This window comes from Enterobacter sp. 01-M-03-SI-ECC (genome assembly GCF_047530215.1).
In the GTDB taxonomy this organism is placed as follows: domain Bacteria; phylum Pseudomonadota; class Gammaproteobacteria; order Enterobacterales; family Enterobacteriaceae; genus Enterobacter; species Enterobacter chengduensis.
Genome location: NZ_JBLKDA010000003.1, coordinates 1 through 20004 on the forward strand (window position 1 = coordinate 1; position 20004 = coordinate 20004).

Below are 20004 nucleotides of genomic sequence, written 5' to 3' on the forward strand. Positions count from 1 at the left end.
TCTTTATCTGACATGGTCACCAACATGCGTTGAGCCCCTTAGAATTGCATTCAGTTTAGCTTACTCTAAGGTGACGTTTCTATCTGGATAAAAAGTGACATTACTAAATGGTTCTAACAACGCTGGTGCGCATAATGTATATTATGTTAAATTCAATCCATCGATCATTTAGTTCATAACCGGCCATTCAATACGATTTATCATACTCTTACCTATCCCTCTATCTTCTTGCCGGCCGGTATGTTTACGAGCTATTTTTTCATATCCACACCGTTTATCTTGCGCATATCGAAACCCTGGAGCGTTTAGAACACGCAGTATCACTTTGACAGAAAATCACGAAGGTAAAATCTCAATCGTGGCCGCTCTGGCGCGTGTCCCTGTCATTGCAGAAACATAGCTACTGCCGGAGTACTTTTTCTGGTAAGCCTGATCTATTTTACTTTCAAGCTCAGGGTCTGATGGTTTTGCGAACAGGACGTCGAACTCTTGTCCAATAGCCAGTATTTTACCCGCCTGCTGGGACAATGCAGCCTGATACCATTTTGAACGGGTTCCACTATAGGCTCGGACGAAAAGTCGGTTATCCACCTTCACTTCCCAAATCCATGTCGGCGTACCGGTCGTATTCATATCGGGATGATACGGTGCGATTTTAAGGTCATCAGCCGCATCTATTCTTGTTAGTACTTCAGCGTTCCAGAACATTAACCTCTCCTCTTTCATATACGGCTACTGTTTTCTCTTGCAGCATTAACTCGACAAATGAAGAGAACAGTGTCTGTCGTTTGTCGCACAGACACTGCATCTGAAAACACCGGATGGTGCTATGGCTTACTTATTAAGATTTTTGTTAAAAAATGCAGTGATGTTATCGAACGGGATCTTATCCATACGATCATATAAATCGACATGTGTGGCATCTTTAACAATCAGAAGCTCTTTTGGTTGACTTGCCGCTTCATAAGCCGTTTTGGAGAAGTAAAGCGAATGCGCTTTTTCCCCATGGATGAACAGGATCGGGCGCGGAGAAATTTCCTTAATATAGGTCATGAGCGGGAAATTCATGAAGGACATCGGCGTTGTCACGGACCATGAGTTACCAGAGTTGACGGCTCGTGGATGATAGCCGCGTTTGGTCATGTAATAGTCCGCATAGTCCACGAGGAACTGTGCTTCACCGCCCTTCAGTTTATTATAGGCTGGCTGATATGCAGGTTTGCCGTTTGCCGCATCTTCCCAGCGCTGGAGGCTCATCTTCTCCAGCGCCTGCTCGCGTTGCTCCGGCGTTACGCTGTCATTGTATCCTTTCGACATCACGCGGCTCATATCATACATGGTGCTGGCAACGACCGCTTTTACGCGTTTATCCACGGCAACAGCGTTCAGGGCAATCCCACCCATGCCGCAGATGCCGATGACACCGATACGTTCACGATCAACATAGGGTTGCAGTCCAATGAAATCGACTGCGGCCATAAAGTCTTCGGTATTGATATCAGGTGAAGCAATATTGCGGGGTTCACCACTGCTTTCACCGGTATAAGACGGATCAAATGCCAGCGTCACGAATCCGCGCTCTGCCAGGGTCTGAGCATAAAGACCTGAAGCCTGCTCTTTTACCGCGCCAAATGGCCCGGAAATCACAAGCGCAGCAAGCTTCTTGTTCCCGCGATCTTTAGGAAGATATACATCAGCGGCCAGCGTAATGCCGTAACGGTTCTTAAAAGTCACTTTTTGATGATCCACTTTTTCGCTCCTTGGGAAAGTTTTATCCCACGTCTGAATAAGACGTACTGAAGAATCTGCTGCGCCGGGTGCTGGCTGGGCGACCGCAGACTCCGTTGAAATCAGGGCCATTGCTCCGGCAAGGAGTGCGCCATTAAAAAAGCGCGTTGAAGATTTTAGCGTCATGATATTAAAACCTTTCATTGGATGTTGAGGTATATGTTTCAGACAGCATGCATGAGTATTTCAGTTACAACTTCCAGCACATAATCACTGGCGATACCAAACTTCATAGTTGTTATTTTGAGTGTCTTTTACGGAAGGTGTTATTAAAATACTCTCCATTATTTGCCTGATCCTCTGAACCTGATCTTAAAGCGTATATTTTAATTTTCATGGCTGCTAAGTTGTTAGCGTCAAAAGACGCAATAGATGTGAGGCATTGCTGAATGATTTCTGACAAGTCTGTTGAAAAACTACTGGGTGAGCTTTCGGTCAACATTGCTCAGCGCACACCCGGCACCGGTGATTACCCTACCGCCGTAGAAGGGCTCGAATTGTTCCGCCGAAACGAACCCGCTCCTCCGGTAAGCTGTCTGGTCCCTCCCAGTATCGTTCTGGTGGCCGATGGCGCTAAGATCATGTGGGTTGGTGGTGAACCTTACGAATACAATGCGGAAAAATTCCTGATCACCTCTCTTGACCTGCCAGCCAGCTCGGAAGTATTACAGGCTTCGACATCCCGTCCCTGCGTGGGCGTAGCTTATAAACTTGACCAGCGCGTGCTGATGGAATTAATTGCACAGGGAAGCCTGCCTTCGGTCAAAAAACGAGACGCGGGAACGGGGGTCGGTATAGGAACTATTACTGATGTTTTGCTGGAGCCTTTCTGCCGTCTGCTTTCTTTGCTTGACGAGCCTGAAGCCATTCCTGTTCTCGGGCCGCTGATTCAAAGAGAGATACATTACCGGCTTTTGATGAGCGATCAGTCCGATCATCTCAGACAGATTGCAGCAGTAGACGGCCATGGCTACCGTATCGGTAAAGCTATTGACTGGTTAAAGACCAATATTGCATCACCTTTACGCGTGGAAGAACTGGCAGGTCGGGTGCAAATGAGCACGCCCTCTTTCCATCAACACTTCAGGCAGCTTGCGGGAATGAGCCCGCTACGGTATCAGAAATGGCTGCGCCTCAATGAAGCCAGGCGACTGATGCTGAATGAACATTACGATGTCACCACAGCAGCCTATGCAGTCGGTTACGAAAGCCTGTCCCATTTCAGCCGGGAATATACGCGGATGTTCGGGGAATCACCCAAGAGGGACATTACTGTGCTGAGAAAATCTGCCGGTAAGACTAAATAAATTCTTCTCCTACCTGCCTTAACCCACCTCAGACTCGATGAACATTGGTTAAGATTCACATGGCAGCATGCGCGCCGTGCGGTTACATGGAAAAGTCCGCGTGGAATCGGATGCGGTATCCACTCGCTTCATTCTCATCATCCCGGGAAAGGTTGCCTGAGCGCTCAGCGCACGGAGCGGCACACCTCCAGAACCGTCTCTCTGAGCCATCGGTGCGCCGGGTCCTTCTCCATGCGCGGATGCCACATCTGTGACACCGTGATGGCTCGGGTTTTAAACGGCAGCTCAAAGGCGTGCACGCGCTCGTTCATCGGCTGATTGAGCAGGTACAGCGCGGGCACCATGGCAATCAGGTCGGAGGCCAGCGCCACGGATAGCGCCGTCGGAAAGCCGGGCACTACGCTGGCGATCTTGCGCGTCATTCCCCGTTCCGCCAGCGCCTCGTCGGCAAAACCGTGTAAGGCGCCGTCCGGCGAGGCCACCACATGCCCCCACGCGACATAATCGTCAAGTGTGACATCCGGCTGTAATGACAGCGGATGCCCCTTGCGCACCGCGCCAACAAACCGATCCTGGAAAAGCCGCTGCAGCCGTATTTCAGGCCCCATGTTGCTCTGCACGCCAATCTCCAGGTCGACAAGCCCCTCCCGCAAATAGCGCGACGTTTTTTCCGGTTTTGGTGCGAAGCGGATGCATACCCCGGGCGCAGCGCTCGCCACCGCGGCAATGAGCAGCGGCCCAAAGGCCACCACAAAACCGTCGTTGGCACGGATGGTAAACAGCCGTTCGAGGCTTTCCACCTTCAGCGCGTCGGTGGAGGGCTGCAGCACCGCCCTCGCCTCGTGCACGGCGCTTCTGGCGCGGTCCCGGGTCGCTTCGGCCCAGGGCGTCAGCACCATATGACGACCGGCCCGTACCAGGATCGGATCGCCGGTCACCTCCCGCAGCCGACTCAGGGTGCGGCTCATGGCGGAGGTGCTCAGGCTCAAACGTCGCGCCGCGCCCGCCACGCTGGCTTCTGCCAGCAAAACGTCGAGCGCAACCAGAAGGTTAAAATCAGGATCGGACACGGTGGCTCCTCAGATATGGCGTTACGTGCAATGATTAAGTGCAAATGCTGCGTCTTCCGCCCTGTATAGCGCATGATTATAGTTTCGTCATCACGATTCTTATACGGAGTAACGACGATGACGCTCTTTTCAAACCAGCCCGGCGATGAGGGTTTACCCGGGCATGAACGCGCCAGGGTGATGGCCGCCGTTATGACCACCACGCTGATGGGCGTTTTTGACGGTACCATGATCAACATCGCGCTCCCCTCTATGGCAAGGGCGATGCAGGTTCCCGCAAACATTGCGGTCTGGTTCGCCAACGGTTACCTGCTGTCAGCGGCAATGACGCTCGCCATCTTTGCTGCGCTGGCGGCGCGCGTGGGCTATCGCCCGGTGTTTCTGGCCGGGCTTGCCACCTTTACGCTTACCTCGCTCGGCTGCGCGCTGGCAACAACGCCGGAAATGTTAATCGGGATGCGCATTCTGCAGGGCATCGGCGGCGCGGCGACCCTGAGCATCGCCCCGGCGATCCTGCGATCCGTTTTTCCGGGTCGGCTGCTGGGCCGCATTCTGGGGCTGCACGCCCTGCTTATCGCCTCCAGCACGGCGATTGCCCCGGTGCTGGGCGGAACAATACTGGACGCCCTGAGCTGGCAGTGGCTGTTCGCCATTAACCTTATTCCGGGCAGCATCGCCCTGCTGCTGGCGTGGCGGGCCTTGCCGCGGGAATCGGCCGTTGACCGCACTCCCTTTGACGCGCCGGGCGCCGTGCTCTCCGCCGTCCTGTTAGGTTCCGCAATCATGATGGCCGACAGCCTTCAGCACGTGACGCAACACATTAACCGGCAGGCCGTCTGCTGGGGTGTTCTCGCGCTGGTCAGCGCCTTCGCGTTTACCTGGCGCATTCGGCGCGCGCAACATCCCATACTGCCACCCGTCATGTTTAAAAACGGCCGCTTCACTCTCGCCGCGCTGACCTCGCTGGCCTCGTTTGTTAGCCAGGGGATCGCCTTTGTCGCGCTGCCATTCCTGTTTCAGAGCGTGTACGGCTACAGCCCGGTTGTGTCTGCGCTGCTGTTCACCCCGTGGCCGATTGGCATCGTGCTGATCGCCCCGCACGCGGGGCGCTGGGCGGATACGATTTCCGCGCCGCTGATCTCGACCCTCGGGCTGATTGTTTTTGTCGGTGGGTTGGTCCTGCTGGCCACGTTGCCGGAGAATCCTTCCGTGTGGAATATCTGCCTGCGCAGCCTGGTATGTGGGATAGGGTTTGGCTGTTTCCAGAGCCCCAATAATCGGGAAATGCTCGCTAACGTCGCGCGGGAACATGCCAGCTATGCCTCTGGCGTGCTGTCGATTGTGAGGACATTTGGCCAGTGTCTCGGCGCCGCTACGGTGGGGGCTCTGCTTGCGACGACCGGATCAGACCATGACCGGGCCGTGCATCTGGCGCTGTGGATTGCGGTGATGGCCTCAACGGGATCGGTATTGTTTAGCCTGAGCAGGCTGCGCCCGGCGGCGCTGCGCTTGCACGGGCCTACAAGGTAATTTCAGAATGTAGGCCGGGTAAGCGCAACGCCACCCGGCAAGAAAGACGGCGCGTTTGTTTACTCCAGCGCCAGCAGCGCAAAGCTCGCCAGCCAGTGCCCGCCGCTGTAGTGGCTACCGACCACATGCTCTACGCTGGCGGCCAGATGTTTTGCCACCGCCTCGCGCAGTGCCGGTTGCGCCGGATGATTTGCAGGGAGCGCTTTCGCAATGTGCTTCATACACCAGGCGCGGCTGAGATTTAACCCGTCCAGATGGGCAATTTTCGGGTCGGTACGATCGCTCACTTCCGCCGGGTTCATCAGCGCCGAAACGGAACCCACCTCCGGCAGGAATGCGTCAAACCAGGCCGGAAAGTCTTCAGACACCTTGCTCATCAGCAGCGCCTCCGTCAGCGCGCCGGAAATATACTCGTCTCCGCCGGGTTCATAGTGTGCCGGATAGCGCGTGTCGGCGAGATAAAAGCGATCCGCCGCCGTCAGTATCGCCTGCTCAAGCGCATTATCTTCTACGGCCCGGGCATAATCGATCGCCAGCGCGAGGGCAAACGCGGTGTTGTAGTGCGTCCCGACGCGGATCGGATAGGTAAGCTTGCCGAGGTAATCCACCAGCCGGTTGCGAATGTCCTGGGTGAGCGGCTCAAGCGTCTGGCACCAGCCCGCGGCCTGCGGCAGCGACGACTCTTTCAGCTCCTGGGCCAGCGCCAGCAGCCAGCCGTAGCCGTACGGGCGCTCAAACGAGGCGCGGAACGGCGCGGTGAAATAGGCCAGTTCCTTCGCCACGTTATCTGCCGTCAGGTGCTCGTCGACAAGCGCGACGATCGCGTCGCGGCTCGGCAGTTCCGGGTACAGGCGCACGCAGCGCAGCAGCAGCCAGTAGCCGTGCACCGCCGAGTGCCAGTCGAAGCAGCCATAGAATATCGGGTGTAGTTCACGAGGCGGCAGAACGTCGCCATCATCATTCAGCAGGTGCATGATGTGGTTCGGGTATTCCTGGCGCAGATAGGTCAAAGGCATGCGGGCAAACGCGTCGGCCTGATGTTGCGTTAATTCCATAACAGCTCCTTAGCGAAACACGAGGAAATACATGAGGAACACGTTCACCACCAGCAGGGTTAACGCGGTCGGGATCTGGATCTTGATCACCTGATATTTGTCCTTCAGCTCCAGCAGCGCGGCGGGAACGATGTTGAAGTTCGCGGCCATCGGCGTCATCAGCGTGCCGCAGTAGCCCGCGTACATGCCAATCGCCAGCAGCGGCGCCGGGTTGCCGTGATGCACGTTGATCAGGAACGGCAACGCAATCCCCGCGCTCAGCACCGGGAAGGCCGCAAAGGCGTTACCCATGATCATGGTAAACAGCGCCATCCCCACGCAGTAAATCACCACCAGCATGAAGCGGCTATCCGGGTTCACGAACAGGCTCACCACCTTTTGCACCGAATCACCGGTGTTGGCGGCCACGAACACCCCGCCCAGCATGGCCAGCATCTGCGGCAGGATCACCGCCCAGCCGATGGTATCGACAAGACGGCGAGACTGGCGAACCGCGTGCAGCGGCGTGCCTTTGGTGAGCCACCAGCCGGTGAGGATCGCCGCGACGCAGGCCACGCACAGCGCCGCGAGGGTGAGCTGTTTCTGGTCGAGAAGATACACGCCGCCAATCGACACGCCCTTCAGAAACAATGTCCCGATAACCGTCACCACGGGGATCATCAGCGCGGGCAGGAACAGCCAGTTCTTGAGCCGATTAGACGACGCGACGCGCTCCTCGTCGGTCGACATTTTATAGTGCCCTTTCCCGACGAGGCCAAACCCTGCCAGCAGCGCGATGGCGATGACGCATCCGCCAACGATCCGGTACGCCAGCGACTTGCCCAGTTCCTGCACCATCAGGTCGCCGAACAGGAAGATCCCGCCAAACAAGAACCAGAACAGCGCCGTGGTAAAACGTTTAGGGTTGGCGCGATCGCGCAGGGTCATCACAACCAGCAGCATCACGATAAAGCCAATCAGGTAGTACACGCGGTTGATGGTGATAAGCGTCATCATTGCGCGGCCTCCTGCGTATCCTGCTCCGCGCGCCAGGCCATCACGTCGCGACGGATGCGGGCATCGAGGCGCAGCAGGCGCGTCATATGAATAATCAATGCCGCAATGGCGGTCGGGATAGCCCACAGGCCGATATGCAGCGGCTCAATGCCCGGAATACCGTTCTCTTTCAGGAACGCGTCAATCAGCAGGACCGCGCCAAAGGCAATAAAGATATCTTCCCCAAAGAAGACCGCGATGTTGTCGCACGCGGCGGCGTGGGCTTTGATTTTGTCGCGAATGTGCTGCGGCAGCTCGCCGTATTCGTTCAGCGCCGCCCCTTCGGCCATCGGCGCAAGCAGCGGGCGCACCGTCTGGGCATGACCGCCCAGCGACATCAGCCCCAGCGCGGCAGTGCCTTCCCGTGCCACAAAGTAGAGCATCAGAATACGCGCCGAGGTGGCGCTGGCGATCTTCGCCACCCAGGCCTGGGCGCGCTCTTTAAGCCCGTAATATTCCAGCAGGCCAATCACCGGAAGGATCAGGATGAAGGTCGCCAGCGAGCGGCTATTAACGAACTTTTCGCCAAAGGTCTCCAGCAGCATCCCGAAATCCATACCGACAAGCAGACCCGTCGCCAGCCCCGCCACTACGACCACCAGCAGCGGGTTGAAGCGCAGTGCAAAACCAATAACCACGATCGGTATCCCGATCAGCGGCAGCAGCGTAGTACCGTCCATAACGTTTACCCTATCGAAAGTGAGCGTTGCGCGCCGACGGCTATTTTTTTAATTTGCGGCGAGCGATGTTGTGTTTTTCGTCAGGCTTCACAAAACCTGCGCTAAAAAGCTATATCTGAACCTCAAAAACATGTAAACAAATTATCAATAAAATGTTCTTATTTTATCGATGAGTTTACATTTCTGGCTAAGGAACGTTATGACCTCAGAAAAGAGTGCTTCACCCGATCGCGACGATATCAACGACGGCCGGATCGTCTCTTCCCGCCATCTGGTGTCGGAGCGCTGCGCGGAGCTGTCAGAGCTGGAGTACGCGCTGATCATGACCAGCAACGCGTTTAATAAATGGATGGTGCGCTGCATGACGGCTGCCGGCGAGCCGGACATGGGCGCCTTTGACGTGTCGCTGCTGCATCACGTGAACCACCGCGACCGCAAGAAAAAGCTGGCCGATATCTGCTTCGTGCTTAACGTGGAAGATACCCACGTGGTGACCTATGCCCTGAAAAAGCTGGTCAAAGCGGGCTACGTGACGAGCGAGAAAGCGGGAAAAGAGCTCTTTTTCTCCACCACCGAGGAAGGGAAAGCGCTGTGCATGAAATACCGGGACGTGCGGGAGGCGTGCCTGATCGCGATCCACGCGGAGAGCGGCATTGCCGGGAAGTCGATTGGGGAGACCGCGCAGCTGTTACGCACGATCTCCTCGTTGTATGACACCGCCGCCCGGGCGGCGGCGTCACTCTAGGGTTAAGGACGTCTGAACAGGGAGATGCTGCGTCCGGCCAGCTCGTACTCAACGGTTTCGGTGATCGCTGTTCCTGCGGCAGCGTCATCCGCCGTAGACAGCTCCAGCACCCATCCCCCTTCGCCAAACTGCGGGATCTGGAACGGCACGGTGCCTTCAAACGGGTTGAACAGCATCAGCACGTCGTGCCAGACACCCTCCTCCTGCCGCAGATCCGGCCTGCTGATGGAGACCCCGAGCGTCGATCCTTCATCCCACTGCTCCGCCTGCTGCGGGCCGCCGCCGGCATTGAACCAGCGGATCTCCAGCCCGTCGCGCCAGCTTTCACGGCGCAGCAGCGGCTGCTGCGCGCGAAGCGCAATCAGCCGTCGGGTAAAGTCGCGCAGCGCGGCGTCGTTTTCGGACAGCCCCTTCCAGTCGATCCACGAGATCTCACTGTCCTGGCAGTAGCCGTTGTTGTTGCCCTTCTGCGAGCGGCCAAACTCATCCCCCGCCAGCAGCATCGGCGTGCCGTGGGAGAACAGCAGCGTGGTCAGGAAATTGCGCTTTTGCCGTTCGCGGGTAGCCATAATATCCGGGTTTTCCGTCGGCCCCTCCTCGCCGTAGTTGTACGAACGGTTATCGTTGTGCCCGTCGTTATTGTCCTCGCCGTTGTCGGCGTTATGCTTTTCGTTGTACGACACCAGGTCATTCAGCGTAAAGCCGTCATGGGCGGTGATGAAGTTGACGCTGGCCCACGGGCGACGCCCGCGCAGATCGTACAGATCGCCAGAGCCGAGCAGCCGCGCGGCAAAGTCCGTGGAGACGTTATCGCCCTTCCAGTATTCGCGAACGGTATCGCGATATTTGTCGTTCCATTCTCCCCAGCCCGGCGGGAAACCGCCGACCTGATACCCGCCGGGACCAATATCCCAGGGTTCACCGATCAGCTTCAGCCGGGACAGGACCGGATCCTGAGTCACGGCGTCGAAGAAACCGCCGCGCGGGTCAAACCCTTCCGGCTCGCGGCCCAGAATGGTCCCGAGATCAAAACGAAAACCGTCTATGTGCATGGATTCCGCCCAGTAGCGCAGGGAGTCCATCACCATCTGCAGCACGCGCGGGTGCGAGGTATTCACCGTGTTGCCCGTCCCGGTGTCGTTGATGTAATACCGGTGCTGGTCGGGCAGCGTGCGGTAATAGCTGTAGTTATCGATCCCCTTAAACGAGAGCGTGGGGCCAAGCTCGTTCCCCTCCGCCGTGTGGTTATACACCACGTCCAGAATTACCTCGATGCCCGCATCATGGTACGCGCGCACCATATCGCGAAAGCCCTGGATCCCCGCCGGGCCGTAGTAGCGCGACGCCGGAGCAAAAAAGCCCAGCGTGTTATAGCCCCAAAAGTTCTTCAGGCCGCGGTCGAGCAGGTGCTGGTCATCCGGGAACCAGTGCACCGGCAGCAGCTCCACCGAGGTAATGCCCAGGCTTTTTATATAGTCGACCGAGGCTTTGTGCCCCATGCCTTCAAACGTGCCGCGCAGCTCGGGCGGAATGGCCGGGTTCATCTGGGTAAAGCCTTTCACGTGGCTCTCATAGACAACGGTATGCGGCCAGGGCACGTTCGGCCGGATGCTGTCCTGCCAGTCAAAGGCGTTCGGGTCGATGACCCTGCATTTCGGCGTGAACGGCGCGCTGTCCCGCGTGTCAAAGCTCAAATCTAATTCGTCGTGTCCCAGCTCATAGCCGAAATGGGCGTCGTTCCAGTCGATATCGCCCACCAGTTCCCGGGCGTAGGGGTCGATAAGCAGCTTATGCGGGTTGAAGCGGTGACCGTTCTCCGGGTCGTAAGGGCCGTGGACGCGATAGCCGTAAAGCGCGCCGGGCTTCAGATCGGGTACGTAGCCGTGCCAGACCTCATGGGTATATTCCGGAAGCGTCAGCCGGGCGACTTCCGTTTTCCCGGACGGGTCAAACAGACAGAGCTCCACCCGCTCGGCGTGGGCGGAGAACAGCGCGAAGTTGACTCCTTTCCCGTCATAATTTGCACCCAGCTGCTGGCCATGACCGGCCCGAATTTCAAACGTAGTATCCTTTGCCATTGTCGTTCTCCACGATTATTCGCAGGTCAGCAGAACCAGTACCGATCCCTTTTCTGACGTTAAATCCAGCGTTTCTTGCAGCATGCGGCTTTCGCCGCTGAACAGATCCCGATAGCGCTTCCCGGCCAGTTCGTCGGGTAACGCGACCGTGGTGTTGACCCACAGCTGTTGATTATCGGTAACGTCAAAAACCAGACGCGGCACGGCTACGATCAGCGCCTCGTCGTCCTTAACGCGCGCATAGACAATCAGCTTCTCCTCGCGCTCGCCGGTGACCTTAAGCGGCAGCCAGTCGCCGTAGCGGAACAGCGCGTCATAGTGCGGCCGAAGCCGCAGCAGCGTGGCGGTGACGAACTGTTTGACGCTTCCGTCTCGCCAGCATGCCGGGTTGTCAAACACCGCGGCATCCGCCGCGCTGAGGTTTTGTACCAGCGCGTCGAAGTCCGGCTCCCGTCGGTTATCCGGATCAACCAGGCTAAAGTTAAGCGCCTCGCTGCCCTGATAGATGTCCGGCACGCCGGGCGCCGTCAGCTTGATAACCGTCTGGCTCAGGCTGTTCATCAGCCCGGCGCGAATGAAGGGCTGCATCGCCTCGCTGAAATCGTGCAGGAACAGGCTGTTGTCCGGCGAAAGCAGGTGCCGCGCGTAGCTCAGCACCACGCTCTCATAGCTCTCGTTGCTGTCGATCCAGTCGGTGCGCTGCTTCGCCTCGCGCAGGGCTTTTTCGAGAAAGCCGATAAAACGCTCGGCAAGTGATTTCAGCCCGTCGGCGTCGTCCGGTGACAGCGTCGCGGGCCAGACGCCCGCCAGCGCCTGGTAGATCATCCACGTATCGGCGGCGTTCGGCGCGGTACCGTCATTGAGAAAACGCACCTGGGTCTGGTTCATCTGCCGCCAGCGGGCAAGATTTTCGCCCCACCGTTCCGGGGCTTCCGTCAGGGCGTAGAGGCGCGCCCGGGCGTCCTCCCCGCGCTTGGTATCGTGCGTGGAGGTGCCCAGCAGCGCGTCGGGCTGACGCGCCAGACGAATGCGCATCTCCTGGTGAAAGCGGGATAAGGAAAACGCGCGCGGCGTCGGGTCGGCGCCCACTTCATTGAGCGCCAGCTCCAGGTTGTGGCGGAAAAACAGCGTGTCTTCAACGGACTTCGCCATCAGCGGCCCGGTCAGCTGCTGGAAGCGGGTTCTGAACAGCGCGGCGGGCTCGCGGCAGTCTTCCGGCAGCTCGCCGGTGAGGATGCGCACGATCAGGCTCAGCGCCGCTTCGGAGGTCTCCACGCTGGCGACCACGCGGTTGAGCAGCGCCACGTCAGGCGGGGTTAATCCCTCCCGGGTGCCGTAGGTGCGGTATACCGGAAAGGCGATAAGCAGCTCGCGCAGCGCATGGCGGATATCGTCGCGCGGCAGCGCAACCTCATTGCGGCGGGCCAGATCGTCGGCAAGGTTCAGCAGCGTGGTGAACTCGCCTTCAAAATTGCGATCGACCATCAGGCCTTTGGCATCGCGCAGTTCGGCGTGGCGATCGACCGTGCCGCCCAGCGTCTCGTCATGAACGGCCTCCAGGCGCGACAGACTGGCGTCCTCGACCAGCACTTCCGCCAGCGAGGCGATAAACTCGTAGCCGGTGGTGCCCGAAATCGGCCACCCGGCGGGGAGCTGCTCCCCTTTGGCGAGGATCTTTTCGACCGTGATATAGCAGTCGGGTCCGGCGGCCTGCCGCAGGCGCTGCAGATAGCCCAGCGGATCCGCCAGGCCGTCGACATGGTCGATGCGCAGGCCGTCCACCACGCCCGCGTGGACCAGCTCAAGGATCAGCCGGTGCGTATCGTCAAAAACCGCGTCATCTTCTACCCGAACGCCGACCAGCCCGGTGATCTCAAAGAAACGCCGCCACGAGAGCTGTTTCGGCGCCTCCCGCCAGGACATCAGCCGCCAGCTTTGCGCCTCGTGCAGCTCGGCAATGCTTTTGTCCTCGCGGAACGTGTCCGGGTTGAGCGGATACTCGGCATCATAGTAAACCAGCGCGGCCTTTTTCGTGACAGGGTCACGTTTTAGCGTAATGGCTCCCTTCTCCAGCTCAATCTCAAAGGTGTCGCCGAGGAACGGCAGCGTCAGCGGGCGCGACCCGTCGATGTCGAAATAGCGAAAATAGCGGCTCTGCTGTCCGTACTCAATCACGTCCCGCCACCAGGTGTTTTCCAGCGAGGTGGACATGTGGTTCGGGACGATGTCCAGAATCAGCCCCATACCGGCCTGCTTAAGCGCCGTGGCCATGCGGTCGAAACCCGCTCGTCCGCCGATAGCGGGGTCGATTTCATTCGGGTTGGTCACGTCATAGCCGTGGGTGGAACCCGCTGTGGCGGTAAACACGGGCGATGCGTAGAGGTGGCTGATACCGAGATCTTTCAGATACGGCACCAGCGCCGCAGCGCGATCAAAGGTCATGCCGTTTCGAAACTGAATACGGTACGTGGCGGAAGGGATCATAACGTTGCTTCTCCATCAGCAAAGCGAACGACAATACCGTTCGGGGGTAAAACGTCAGTAACCTCATGCGAGGCGAAACGCGTCTCCCCTGGAAGAGCGGGCAGCGCGACGGGCTTAATGCCGATATTGAGCGCCAGCGAAAGCGTCCCCGACGGGAAGCGCCAGCTCACCGCCACCATGCCGGGCGCGGTTTTGATGACCTCGCCCTCAACGGCACCGCGCGGATGCAGAAGCGGCACGATATAGCGATGGCGCAGGGTCAGCAGGTGGCGCGTGTAGCGCAGCCACGTTTTACCCTCGTCGGTGGCAACCTTGTGCCAGTCGAGCGTTGAGCGAACAAAGGTGTTCAGGTCATTCGGATCCGGAACGGTTTCATCGTGTCCGGCGTGGCCGGTAAACTCCTTCGCGCGCCCTTCCCGCACCGCCTTTGCCAGTTCGCCGTGAAAATCGGTGAAGAACAGGAACGGGTGCGTTTCACCATACTCCTCGCCCATAAACAGCAGCGGGATATGGGGGGAAAGAAGCAGCGCGGCCAGCAGCACCCGCGTCTTATAGGCACCCGCGAGGGTGATAAGCCGCTCGCCCTGGGCGCGATTGCCGATCTGATCGTGGTTTTGGATAAAATCGACGAAGAACTGGGGCGGCTGCGTGCGGCACTCCACCCCGCGGGATTCGCCGGTTTGCAAAGAGACCTCGCCCTGGTAGACAAACCCTTCCGCCAGCGCCCGGGCGAACTTTTTCTCCGGCTCGAAGGCAAAATCCTGGTAGTAGGCGTGCGTCTCGCCGGTGGCGAACACGTGGGCGGCATTGTGAAAGTCATCATTCCACTCGCCGGTAAACAGCGGCGCGTTGCCCTGTTCATCACGCGGATGCAGGAAAATCACGTTGCGGCTGTCTTCCGTGGTCAGGTGAACGTGTCGGTGGGGAATAGCCTCGCGGATCCGGGTGGCAATCTCCTCAAGAATATGCGTCTCCGAGCCGTCTTTAATCTGGTCGATGGCATCAAAGCGCAGGCCATCGAGGCGGTATTCCGTCAGCCAGTAGAGCGGCGCGTCGGTGATGTACTGCCTCACCGGCTCGCGCTCGTAGGCAATGCCGTTACCCCACGGCGTCATCCGCTCCGCGTCGAAAAACGCGGGCGACAGCAGCGGCAGATAGTTTCCTTCCGGCCCAAAGTGGTTGAGCACGATATCCAGCACCACGGAAAGCCCCAGCCCGTGCGCGGCGTCGATAAACGCGTGGAAATCCTCCGGCGTGCCGTAGGCCGCGTGCGGAGCATACAGCAGCACGCCGTCATATCCCCAGCCGCGGGAACCGCCAAACTGGGAGACGGGCATGACTTCAAGCTGGGTAATTCCAAGCTCTGCCAGATAAGGGAGTTTGTCGGCAGCCGCCCGGAAGGTGCCCTCCGGGGTAAAGGTGCCGATGTGTAGCTCGTAAATGACCGTCTCTTCCCAGGGACGCCCTGTCCAGTCCCGGTTGAGCGGCGGGTAACGGCGGGGATCGATCGCGACGGAGGGGCCGTTAACGTCTCCCGCCTGCGCGCGCGACGCGGGATCGGGTACCGCCATGCCGTCCTGCAGGACAAACTGATACTCTGCACCGTGCGCGACGCCGGATACGTCAGCCTGAAACCAGCCGTTGCCCGCTGCCGTCATCGGCACGTCGGCATTGGCCAGACGTAGCGTAAGCTCTTTCTGTCCTTCTGCCCAGACGCGAAAACGTACAACGTCATCGGAAATAAACTCAGCACCCCACTGCTTTTGAAATGTCCTGAATTCCATTCATTGTCCTCGAATGACCCACATTTTACGCGGAATGAATTACAAGCTTAGTTCAGGATTAAAAGTGTGTTAGCCCAGCGAATTTAACCGCTTCGTCTATTCTTTATGAAATAACTCACTACAGGGAAAATTATGCAGATTAGAAAAGGATTAAATACCGACCTCCCACGTCTTGAATGCTGTGACTTTTCTTTCACCGTTAACCGCATTGCGCGAGAGCCCTTTATCCACTGTGATTTGCATATCGAAGCCGTCGCCGAACCCTGGATAAAAATCTACGAGCTTGACATTCAAACCCTGGAAAATCATTGCGTCAATCCTGACGCCATATTTCTTGTCGCCGAAACGGATGACGGTGAAATAGCGGGATTTATCACTGCGTCAATCGGCTGGAATAAATTTATCTCAGTCGATTATATCGCCGTGGAGCGCACGAAGCGCAGAACCGGCGCCGCCCAAAAGCTGATGGCAGCCGCGCACGTGTGGGCCAGAAGCGTAAACGCGCCGGGGCTGCGGCTGGAAACTCAGAATGTGAACGTCACGGCCTGTCTTTTTTACCGTCACTACGGGTTCACCCTGGGCGGATATGACCGTTATCTGTACAACGCCCTGCCGGAAAAAGACGAAGTGGCCCTGTTCTGGTATTACATGCTGGTGTAGCGACGCAGCCTTCATATTTCTGTCACTGAATTTCATTACGCTTTCGGGATTTTAACCACGGTGTTGAGGAAAGAAGTGTGAATTCAATGGCTAAGGCATTACTGCTGGCATTACCGGTTTTGAGTGCAGCGGCAGCGGCGACGGCCGCCGAGAGCGGCCTGTGTGAACCCAAAGCGTACGAAATGGCGCTGCGCTATCAGCAGAAATCGGCGGAAATCATGGCGCTTCAGCTGCAGACGTATCGGTTTGCCACCGAGCGTTTCAACGAAAAGTTAAAGGAGCTGAAAACGCCTGAAAATTACGCCGTGGTGATGGACCTGGATGAAACGGTGCTGGATAACACCCCGCTGCTGGTGCGCGACGTAGAGCAGTGTCACGACTTTACAAAATGGGATACCTGGAGCGACTGGGAGAAACAGGGTAAACCCGGCTTAATCCCGGGCGCGAAGGCGTTTCTTGACCATGTGAATCAAAGCAAAGTCCGGATCTACTATGTCTCGGATCGCATGCAGGAAAACAAAGCCGACACGCTGAAGACATTAAACGCCCTCGGCCTGCCGCAGGTGTCCGACGAGAGCGTGCTGTTGGATACGGTCAGCAAAGAAGAGCGTCGCCAGAGTATTCTTAAAAAGCAGCAGATCGTGATGCTGTTTGGCGACAGCCTGCCGGATTTCGCCGTGCAGTTTAAAAACAAAAAGCCGAGCGAGCAGCAGCGCGAGCTGGTTGAAGCCAGCGCCGAGCACTTCGGCAACGACTGGATTGTGCTGCCTAACGCCGCCTATGGCGCCTGGTCCAAAGCCACGCCGGAGAGCTGGAACGCACCGCTGAAAAAATAACGCCTTACGCGCCGGGCCAGGCTTCACCGCCGCCCGGCTGTTGCGTTGAGCTATCCAGCGTGTTTATAGGTCCTATCATTTCTGGGCAGGTTCTTATACTTTTACGGAACAGTAAGATGAGCACTTTCAAAGGAGACTCGTATGCTTACCGTAAAAAAACTTGCTCTGTCCTCGCTGATTTCCAGCTCCCTGCTTTTTTACCCCGCGCTTCAGGCGTCGGCTGAAACGCCGCAGCACGTCGTGAAACAACCGGCGGGCGGTTACCGCGTTCAGGTCGGCGACGTTGTGGTCACCTCGTTTACGGACGGGACCGTCGCGCAGGATCTGCATGCGCTGCTGCGCCGGACAACGCCGCAAAACATTGATGCGCTGCTCGCGAAGAATTTCCAGACCAACCCGGCCGAGGTCTCCATCAACGCGTTCCTGATTGCGATCCCCGGACACAAAATTCTGGTGGATACCGGCTCGGGCCAGCTCTTTGGTCCTGATGCGGGGGGACGCCTGGTTGAAAGCCTCGACACGCAGGGCATAAAGCCCGAGGACATCACTGAAGTCCTGCTGACCCACGCCCACTCCGATCATGCCGGTGGCCTGGTGAAGGATGGAAAAGTGGTGTTCAGCAACGCGCGCGTTTTCGTTGGCAAGCCCGACGTCGACTTTTTCTTTAACGACGACAATCAGAAGAAAACCGGCTACGGCAAGAACTACTTTGACGTCGCGCAGAAGACCTTAAAGCCCTATCTTGACGCCGGAAAAGTGGTGCCGTTTAGCGGCACGTCTGAGATCCTCCCGGGGCTGACGGGCACGGTTCATCCTGGCCATACGCCGGGTTCAGCCTTCTACACGTTGACAAGCAAAGGCGAGAAGATCACCTTCGTTGGCGACATCATCCATGCCGCAGCGGTGCAGTTCCCGCAGCCCGGCGTGACCATCACCTATGATGAAGATCAGAACAAAGCGGCAAGCGTGCGCGAACGGGCGTTTGCGGACTTTGTGAAAAACAGAGACCTGATTGCCGCGCCGCATCTGCCGTTCCCGGGTATCGGCTATGTCACCAAAGGCGAACACGGCGGCTATGCCTGGGTCCCCGTCACCTACGCCAACCGGGACGCCAGCAGCGCGAAATAAGATGACGCCAATTGCTGACATGGATATTGACCTGATCCTGACCCTGGACGCCCTGCTTCAGGACAGGAATATCACCCATGCGGCCGCGCGGCTGGGCATCAGTCAGCCCGCGCTGTCTGCCCGTCTCGCGCGTCTGCGCGCGCTGTTTGGCGAACCGCTGTTTATTCCCTCCCCGCATGGACGCGGGGTGTTACCCACGCCGCGAGCGGAAGCGCTCAAGCCGCAGGTGGAGACCGTGCTGCGCGGCATCAGCGCAATGTTTGCCCCTACGGCATTTGATGCGCAAACCAGCAGCCGGACCTTTGTTATCGCGCTGCATGAAAACCCGGCGCTGATGCTCGGCACCGAACTGCTGAACCAGGTGGGAGCCGGTGCCCCCGGCATCCGCCTGCGCTTCGCCCTGCCGGAGATGGCTGAACTGCCGCAGCAGCTTGAAAACGGCGATGTGGATATTTACATCGGCGTGAGCGCGGGCGCCCATGACGGCTGGGTCAGGCGCAAGCTCCTCGACGACGCCTTTGCCACCGCCCAGCGCAAAGGCCATCCGCGCGGGACCGATCCGTTAGACCTTGAAAGCTACTGCGCGCTTTCGCATCTGGTAGTGTCATCGGCGGGCGATCCGTTTACCGGATTTGTCGATCAAACCCTGGCCGGACTCGGCTATCAGAGACGCGTCGCGATGTCTACGCAGAGCTACGCCATGGCGCCTGCGCTTGTGGCCGGCACTGACCTGGTGTGCACCCTGCCGGAACGGATGCTGCAGCGGTTCGCCTCTACGCTGGATATTTTTCCGCCGCCGCTGCCGCTCCAGCCAATTGCCATCAACATGTACTGGCACCCGAAAAACAGCCAGGATCCGGCGAATGCCTGGCTGCGCGAGCAGCTGCTGCGGGCCGCCGGGCGTCAGGTGTGATCGAGGGTAATCAGAAATTTTTTAAGCACTTCTGAGCGAATAATCCGGTGGCAAATCAGCGTCAGCTCGCTTTCCCGAAGCCGGTCGAGGATGTCCACGTAAACCACGTTCTCGACGCTCACCGCCTTTGCCGAGGCGGGCAGCAGCGCCAGGCCAAACCCAGCCGACACCAGGCTTATCACCGTGGGCACGTCGGTCGCATTCTGCACTACCTCAGGCTGAAAGCCCGCCCCGCTGCAGGCGTCGTAGAAGTACTGCTCCAGCCCCATGCCTTCCGGGTCGCGCAGGGAGATCCATTTTTCATCTTTTACCGACGACAGCGTCAGCGCGGAGGACCCGGCCAGCGGATGCTGACGATACAGCGCCAGCACCGTTTTTTCGCTGGTGAACGGGCGGCTTTGCAGATCGTCTGGGAGCGACGGCAGCGGCGCGCGAATGATGGCCACGTCAAGCTGGTTGCTCTGCACCGCGGCGTAGAGCGTCTGCACATTTCCCGTCATCAGCGACATGGTAATAGCCGGCCAGCGCGCGTGCATATGGCGCAGCGCGGCGGGCAGCCTGCCGTCGAACATGGCGCTCGACACGCACCCCAGGTTTAACACCCCCTGCTCGCCCCGTGCCGTTTGCCTGGCGTCCAGCACCGCCTGCTCGGTTAACGAGATGGCGAGCCTGGCTTTCACCAGAAACGCTTCACCCGCGGGCGTCAGGGTCAGGCGGCGGTTCGCCCTGCTAAAGAGCGTGACGCCTAAACGTTCTTCGAGGGCCTTTATCTGTTGGCTCAGCGCCGGTTGCGCCATGTTCAGGCGCTCGGCGGCCCGGTGCATGTGGAGCTCTTCGGCAACCACGATGAAATGGCGCATCTGACGAAACTGCACGCAATGCCTCCTTTTTGATATGAATTTACTTATCAA

The 20004-nt window shown here is 58.3% G+C and carries 17 protein-coding genes; 7 read left to right on the forward strand and 10 right to left on the reverse strand.

Annotated features, from left to right (window positions below):
* Positions 1 to 336: 336 nt before the first annotated feature.
* The gene (locus tag ACMWKK_RS03640; RefSeq protein ID WP_112780239.1) at positions 337 to 708 is read right to left on the reverse strand and encodes a DUF2255 family protein; all 372 of its coding nucleotides are present in this window, start codon (positions 706 to 708) and stop codon (positions 337 to 339) included.
* A 126-nt stretch (positions 709 to 834) separates the two neighbouring features.
* Positions 835 to 1932 carry an alpha/beta hydrolase gene (locus tag ACMWKK_RS03645; RefSeq protein ID WP_112780238.1) on the reverse strand — a complete coding sequence of 366 codons (1098 nt, stop codon included), beginning with the start codon at positions 1930 to 1932 and terminating at the stop codon, positions 835 to 837.
* A 245-nt stretch (positions 1933 to 2177) separates the two neighbouring features.
* Between ACMWKK_RS03645 and ACMWKK_RS03650 the strand changes: the two genes are divergently transcribed.
* Positions 2178 to 3095 (forward strand): AraC family transcriptional regulator, encoded by a 918-nt coding sequence (locus tag ACMWKK_RS03650; protein WP_112780237.1) that lies wholly within the window; start codon positions 2178 to 2180, stop codon positions 3093 to 3095.
* A 164-nt stretch (positions 3096 to 3259) separates the two neighbouring features.
* Here the strand turns inward: ACMWKK_RS03650 and ACMWKK_RS03655 are convergent, their stop codons facing one another.
* On the reverse strand, positions 3260 to 4165 hold the full coding sequence (locus tag ACMWKK_RS03655) for a LysR family transcriptional regulator (protein WP_112780236.1): 906 nt from the start codon (positions 4163 to 4165) through the stop codon (positions 3260 to 3262).
* A gap of 117 nt (positions 4166 to 4282) precedes the next feature.
* On the opposite strand from ACMWKK_RS03655, the gene ACMWKK_RS03660 reads away from it, so the two are divergent.
* Positions 4283 to 5695, forward strand: coding sequence for an MFS transporter (locus ACMWKK_RS03660; RefSeq protein WP_112780235.1), 1413 nt, complete (start codon positions 4283 to 4285; stop codon positions 5693 to 5695).
* A 59-nt stretch (positions 5696 to 5754) separates the two neighbouring features.
* Here ACMWKK_RS03660 and ACMWKK_RS03665 read toward each other — a convergent pair whose 3' ends face one another.
* From ACMWKK_RS03665 to ACMWKK_RS03675, 3 genes are read right to left on the reverse strand one after another with little or no spacing between them, the layout of a single operon-like run.
* Complete coding sequence (locus tag ACMWKK_RS03665; protein WP_112780234.1) at positions 5755 to 6750, reverse strand: DUF2891 domain-containing protein; 996 nt, start codon at positions 6748 to 6750, stop codon at positions 5755 to 5757.
* Positions 6751 to 6759: 9 nt separating this feature from the next.
* On the reverse strand, positions 6760 to 7746 hold the full coding sequence (locus ACMWKK_RS03670; protein ID WP_112780233.1) for a DUF979 domain-containing protein: 987 nt from the start codon (positions 7744 to 7746) through the stop codon (positions 6760 to 6762).
* Complete coding sequence (locus ACMWKK_RS03675; RefSeq protein ID WP_112780232.1) at positions 7743 to 8465, reverse strand: DUF969 domain-containing protein; 723 nt, start codon at positions 8463 to 8465, stop codon at positions 7743 to 7745. The genes ACMWKK_RS03670 and ACMWKK_RS03675 overlap by 4 nt, the downstream gene beginning before the upstream one ends.
* Positions 8466 to 8664: 199 nt before the next feature.
* Between ACMWKK_RS03675 and ACMWKK_RS03680 the strand changes: the two genes are divergently transcribed.
* The gene (locus ACMWKK_RS03680; protein ID WP_024908533.1) at positions 8665 to 9210 is read left to right on the forward strand and encodes a winged helix DNA-binding protein; all 546 of its coding nucleotides are present in this window, start codon (positions 8665 to 8667) and stop codon (positions 9208 to 9210) included.
* 2 nt (positions 9211 to 9212) lie between these two features.
* On the opposite strand, the gene glgX is transcribed toward ACMWKK_RS03680, so the two are convergent.
* Genes glgX through treZ form a run of 3 tightly spaced genes read right to left on the reverse strand, consistent with a single transcriptional unit; the run spans position 9213 to position 15556 of the window.
* On the reverse strand, positions 9213 to 11288 hold the full coding sequence (gene glgX, locus ACMWKK_RS03685) for a glycogen debranching protein GlgX (protein ID WP_112780231.1): 2076 nt from the start codon (positions 11286 to 11288) through the stop codon (positions 9213 to 9215).
* A 15-nt stretch (positions 11289 to 11303) separates the two neighbouring features.
* Complete coding sequence (treY, locus tag ACMWKK_RS03690) at positions 11304 to 13772, reverse strand: malto-oligosyltrehalose synthase (protein WP_406542745.1); 2469 nt, start codon at positions 13770 to 13772, stop codon at positions 11304 to 11306.
* Positions 13769 to 15556, reverse strand: a complete 1788-nt coding sequence (gene treZ, locus ACMWKK_RS03695; RefSeq protein WP_112780229.1) for a malto-oligosyltrehalose trehalohydrolase — start codon at positions 15554 to 15556, stop codon at positions 13769 to 13771. The genes treY and treZ overlap by 4 nt, the downstream gene beginning before the upstream one ends.
* 132 nt (positions 15557 to 15688) lie before the next feature.
* Here treZ and ACMWKK_RS03700 point away from each other — a divergent pair, with 132 nt between their 5' ends.
* From ACMWKK_RS03700 to ACMWKK_RS03715, 4 genes are all read left to right on the forward strand, one after another.
* The gene (locus ACMWKK_RS03700) at positions 15689 to 16216 is read left to right on the forward strand and encodes a GNAT family N-acetyltransferase (RefSeq protein ID WP_112780228.1); all 528 of its coding nucleotides are present in this window, start codon (positions 15689 to 15691) and stop codon (positions 16214 to 16216) included.
* 86 nt (positions 16217 to 16302) lie between these two features.
* Positions 16303 to 17052: a 5'-nucleotidase, lipoprotein e(P4) family gene (locus tag ACMWKK_RS03705; protein WP_201746537.1), complete on the forward strand. Its 750-nt coding sequence runs from the start codon at positions 16303 to 16305 to the stop codon at positions 17050 to 17052.
* A gap of 141 nt (positions 17053 to 17193) precedes the next feature.
* Positions 17194 to 18180: an MBL fold metallo-hydrolase gene (locus tag ACMWKK_RS03710; protein WP_112780226.1), complete on the forward strand. Its 987-nt coding sequence runs from the start codon at positions 17194 to 17196 to the stop codon at positions 18178 to 18180.
* Between the two features lies 1 nt (position 18181).
* Entirely contained in the window at positions 18182 to 19093 is a 912-nt protein-coding gene (locus tag ACMWKK_RS03715; RefSeq protein ID WP_112780225.1) for a LysR family transcriptional regulator, read from the forward strand.
* Here the strand turns inward: ACMWKK_RS03715 and ACMWKK_RS03720 are convergent.
* Positions 19084 to 19968 (reverse strand): LysR substrate-binding domain-containing protein, encoded by an 885-nt coding sequence (locus tag ACMWKK_RS03720; RefSeq protein WP_045326373.1) that lies wholly within the window; start codon positions 19966 to 19968, stop codon positions 19084 to 19086. The genes ACMWKK_RS03715 and ACMWKK_RS03720 overlap by 10 nt on opposite strands.
* Positions 19969 to 20004: the final 36 nt, after the last annotated feature.

What these genes read in the sequence shown, in the direction of transcription:
- ACMWKK_RS03640 (WP_112780239.1), bottom strand. Translation starts at nt 708, where the DNA reads ATGTTCTGGAACGCTGAAGTACTAACAAGAATAGATGCGGCTGATGAC.
- ACMWKK_RS03645 (WP_112780238.1), bottom strand. Translation starts at nt 1,932, where the DNA reads ATGAAAGGTTTTAATATCATGACGCTAAAATCTTCAACGCGCTTTTTT.
- ACMWKK_RS03650 (WP_112780237.1), top strand. Translation starts at nt 2,178, where the DNA reads ATGATTTCTGACAAGTCTGTTGAAAAACTACTGGGTGAGCTTTCGGTC.
- ACMWKK_RS03660 (WP_112780235.1), top strand. Translation starts at nt 4,283, where the DNA reads ATGACGCTCTTTTCAAACCAGCCCGGCGATGAGGGTTTACCCGGGCAT.
- ACMWKK_RS03665 (WP_112780234.1), bottom strand. Translation starts at nt 6,750, where the DNA reads ATGGAATTAACGCAACATCAGGCCGACGCGTTTGCCCGCATGCCTTTG.
- ACMWKK_RS03670 (WP_112780233.1), bottom strand. Translation starts at nt 7,746, where the DNA reads ATGATGACGCTTATCACCATCAACCGCGTGTACTACCTGATTGGCTTT.
- ACMWKK_RS03675 (WP_112780232.1), bottom strand. Translation starts at nt 8,465, where the DNA reads ATGGACGGTACTACGCTGCTGCCGCTGATCGGGATACCGATCGTGGTT.
- ACMWKK_RS03680 (WP_024908533.1), top strand. Translation starts at nt 8,665, where the DNA reads ATGACCTCAGAAAAGAGTGCTTCACCCGATCGCGACGATATCAACGAC.
- glgX (WP_112780231.1), bottom strand. Translation starts at nt 11,288, where the DNA reads ATGGCAAAGGATACTACGTTTGAAATTCGGGCCGGTCATGGCCAGCAG.
- treY (WP_406542745.1), bottom strand. Translation starts at nt 13,772, where the DNA reads ATGATCCCTTCCGCCACGTACCGTATTCAGTTTCGAAACGGCATGACC.
- treZ (WP_112780229.1), bottom strand. Translation starts at nt 15,556, where the DNA reads ATGGAATTCAGGACATTTCAAAAGCAGTGGGGTGCTGAGTTTATTTCC.
- ACMWKK_RS03700 (WP_112780228.1), top strand. Translation starts at nt 15,689, where the DNA reads ATGCAGATTAGAAAAGGATTAAATACCGACCTCCCACGTCTTGAATGC.
- ACMWKK_RS03705 (WP_201746537.1), top strand. Translation starts at nt 16,303, where the DNA reads ATGGCTAAGGCATTACTGCTGGCATTACCGGTTTTGAGTGCAGCGGCA.
- ACMWKK_RS03710 (WP_112780226.1), top strand. Translation starts at nt 17,194, where the DNA reads ATGCTTACCGTAAAAAAACTTGCTCTGTCCTCGCTGATTTCCAGCTCC.
- ACMWKK_RS03715 (WP_112780225.1), top strand. Translation starts at nt 18,182, where the DNA reads ATGACGCCAATTGCTGACATGGATATTGACCTGATCCTGACCCTGGAC.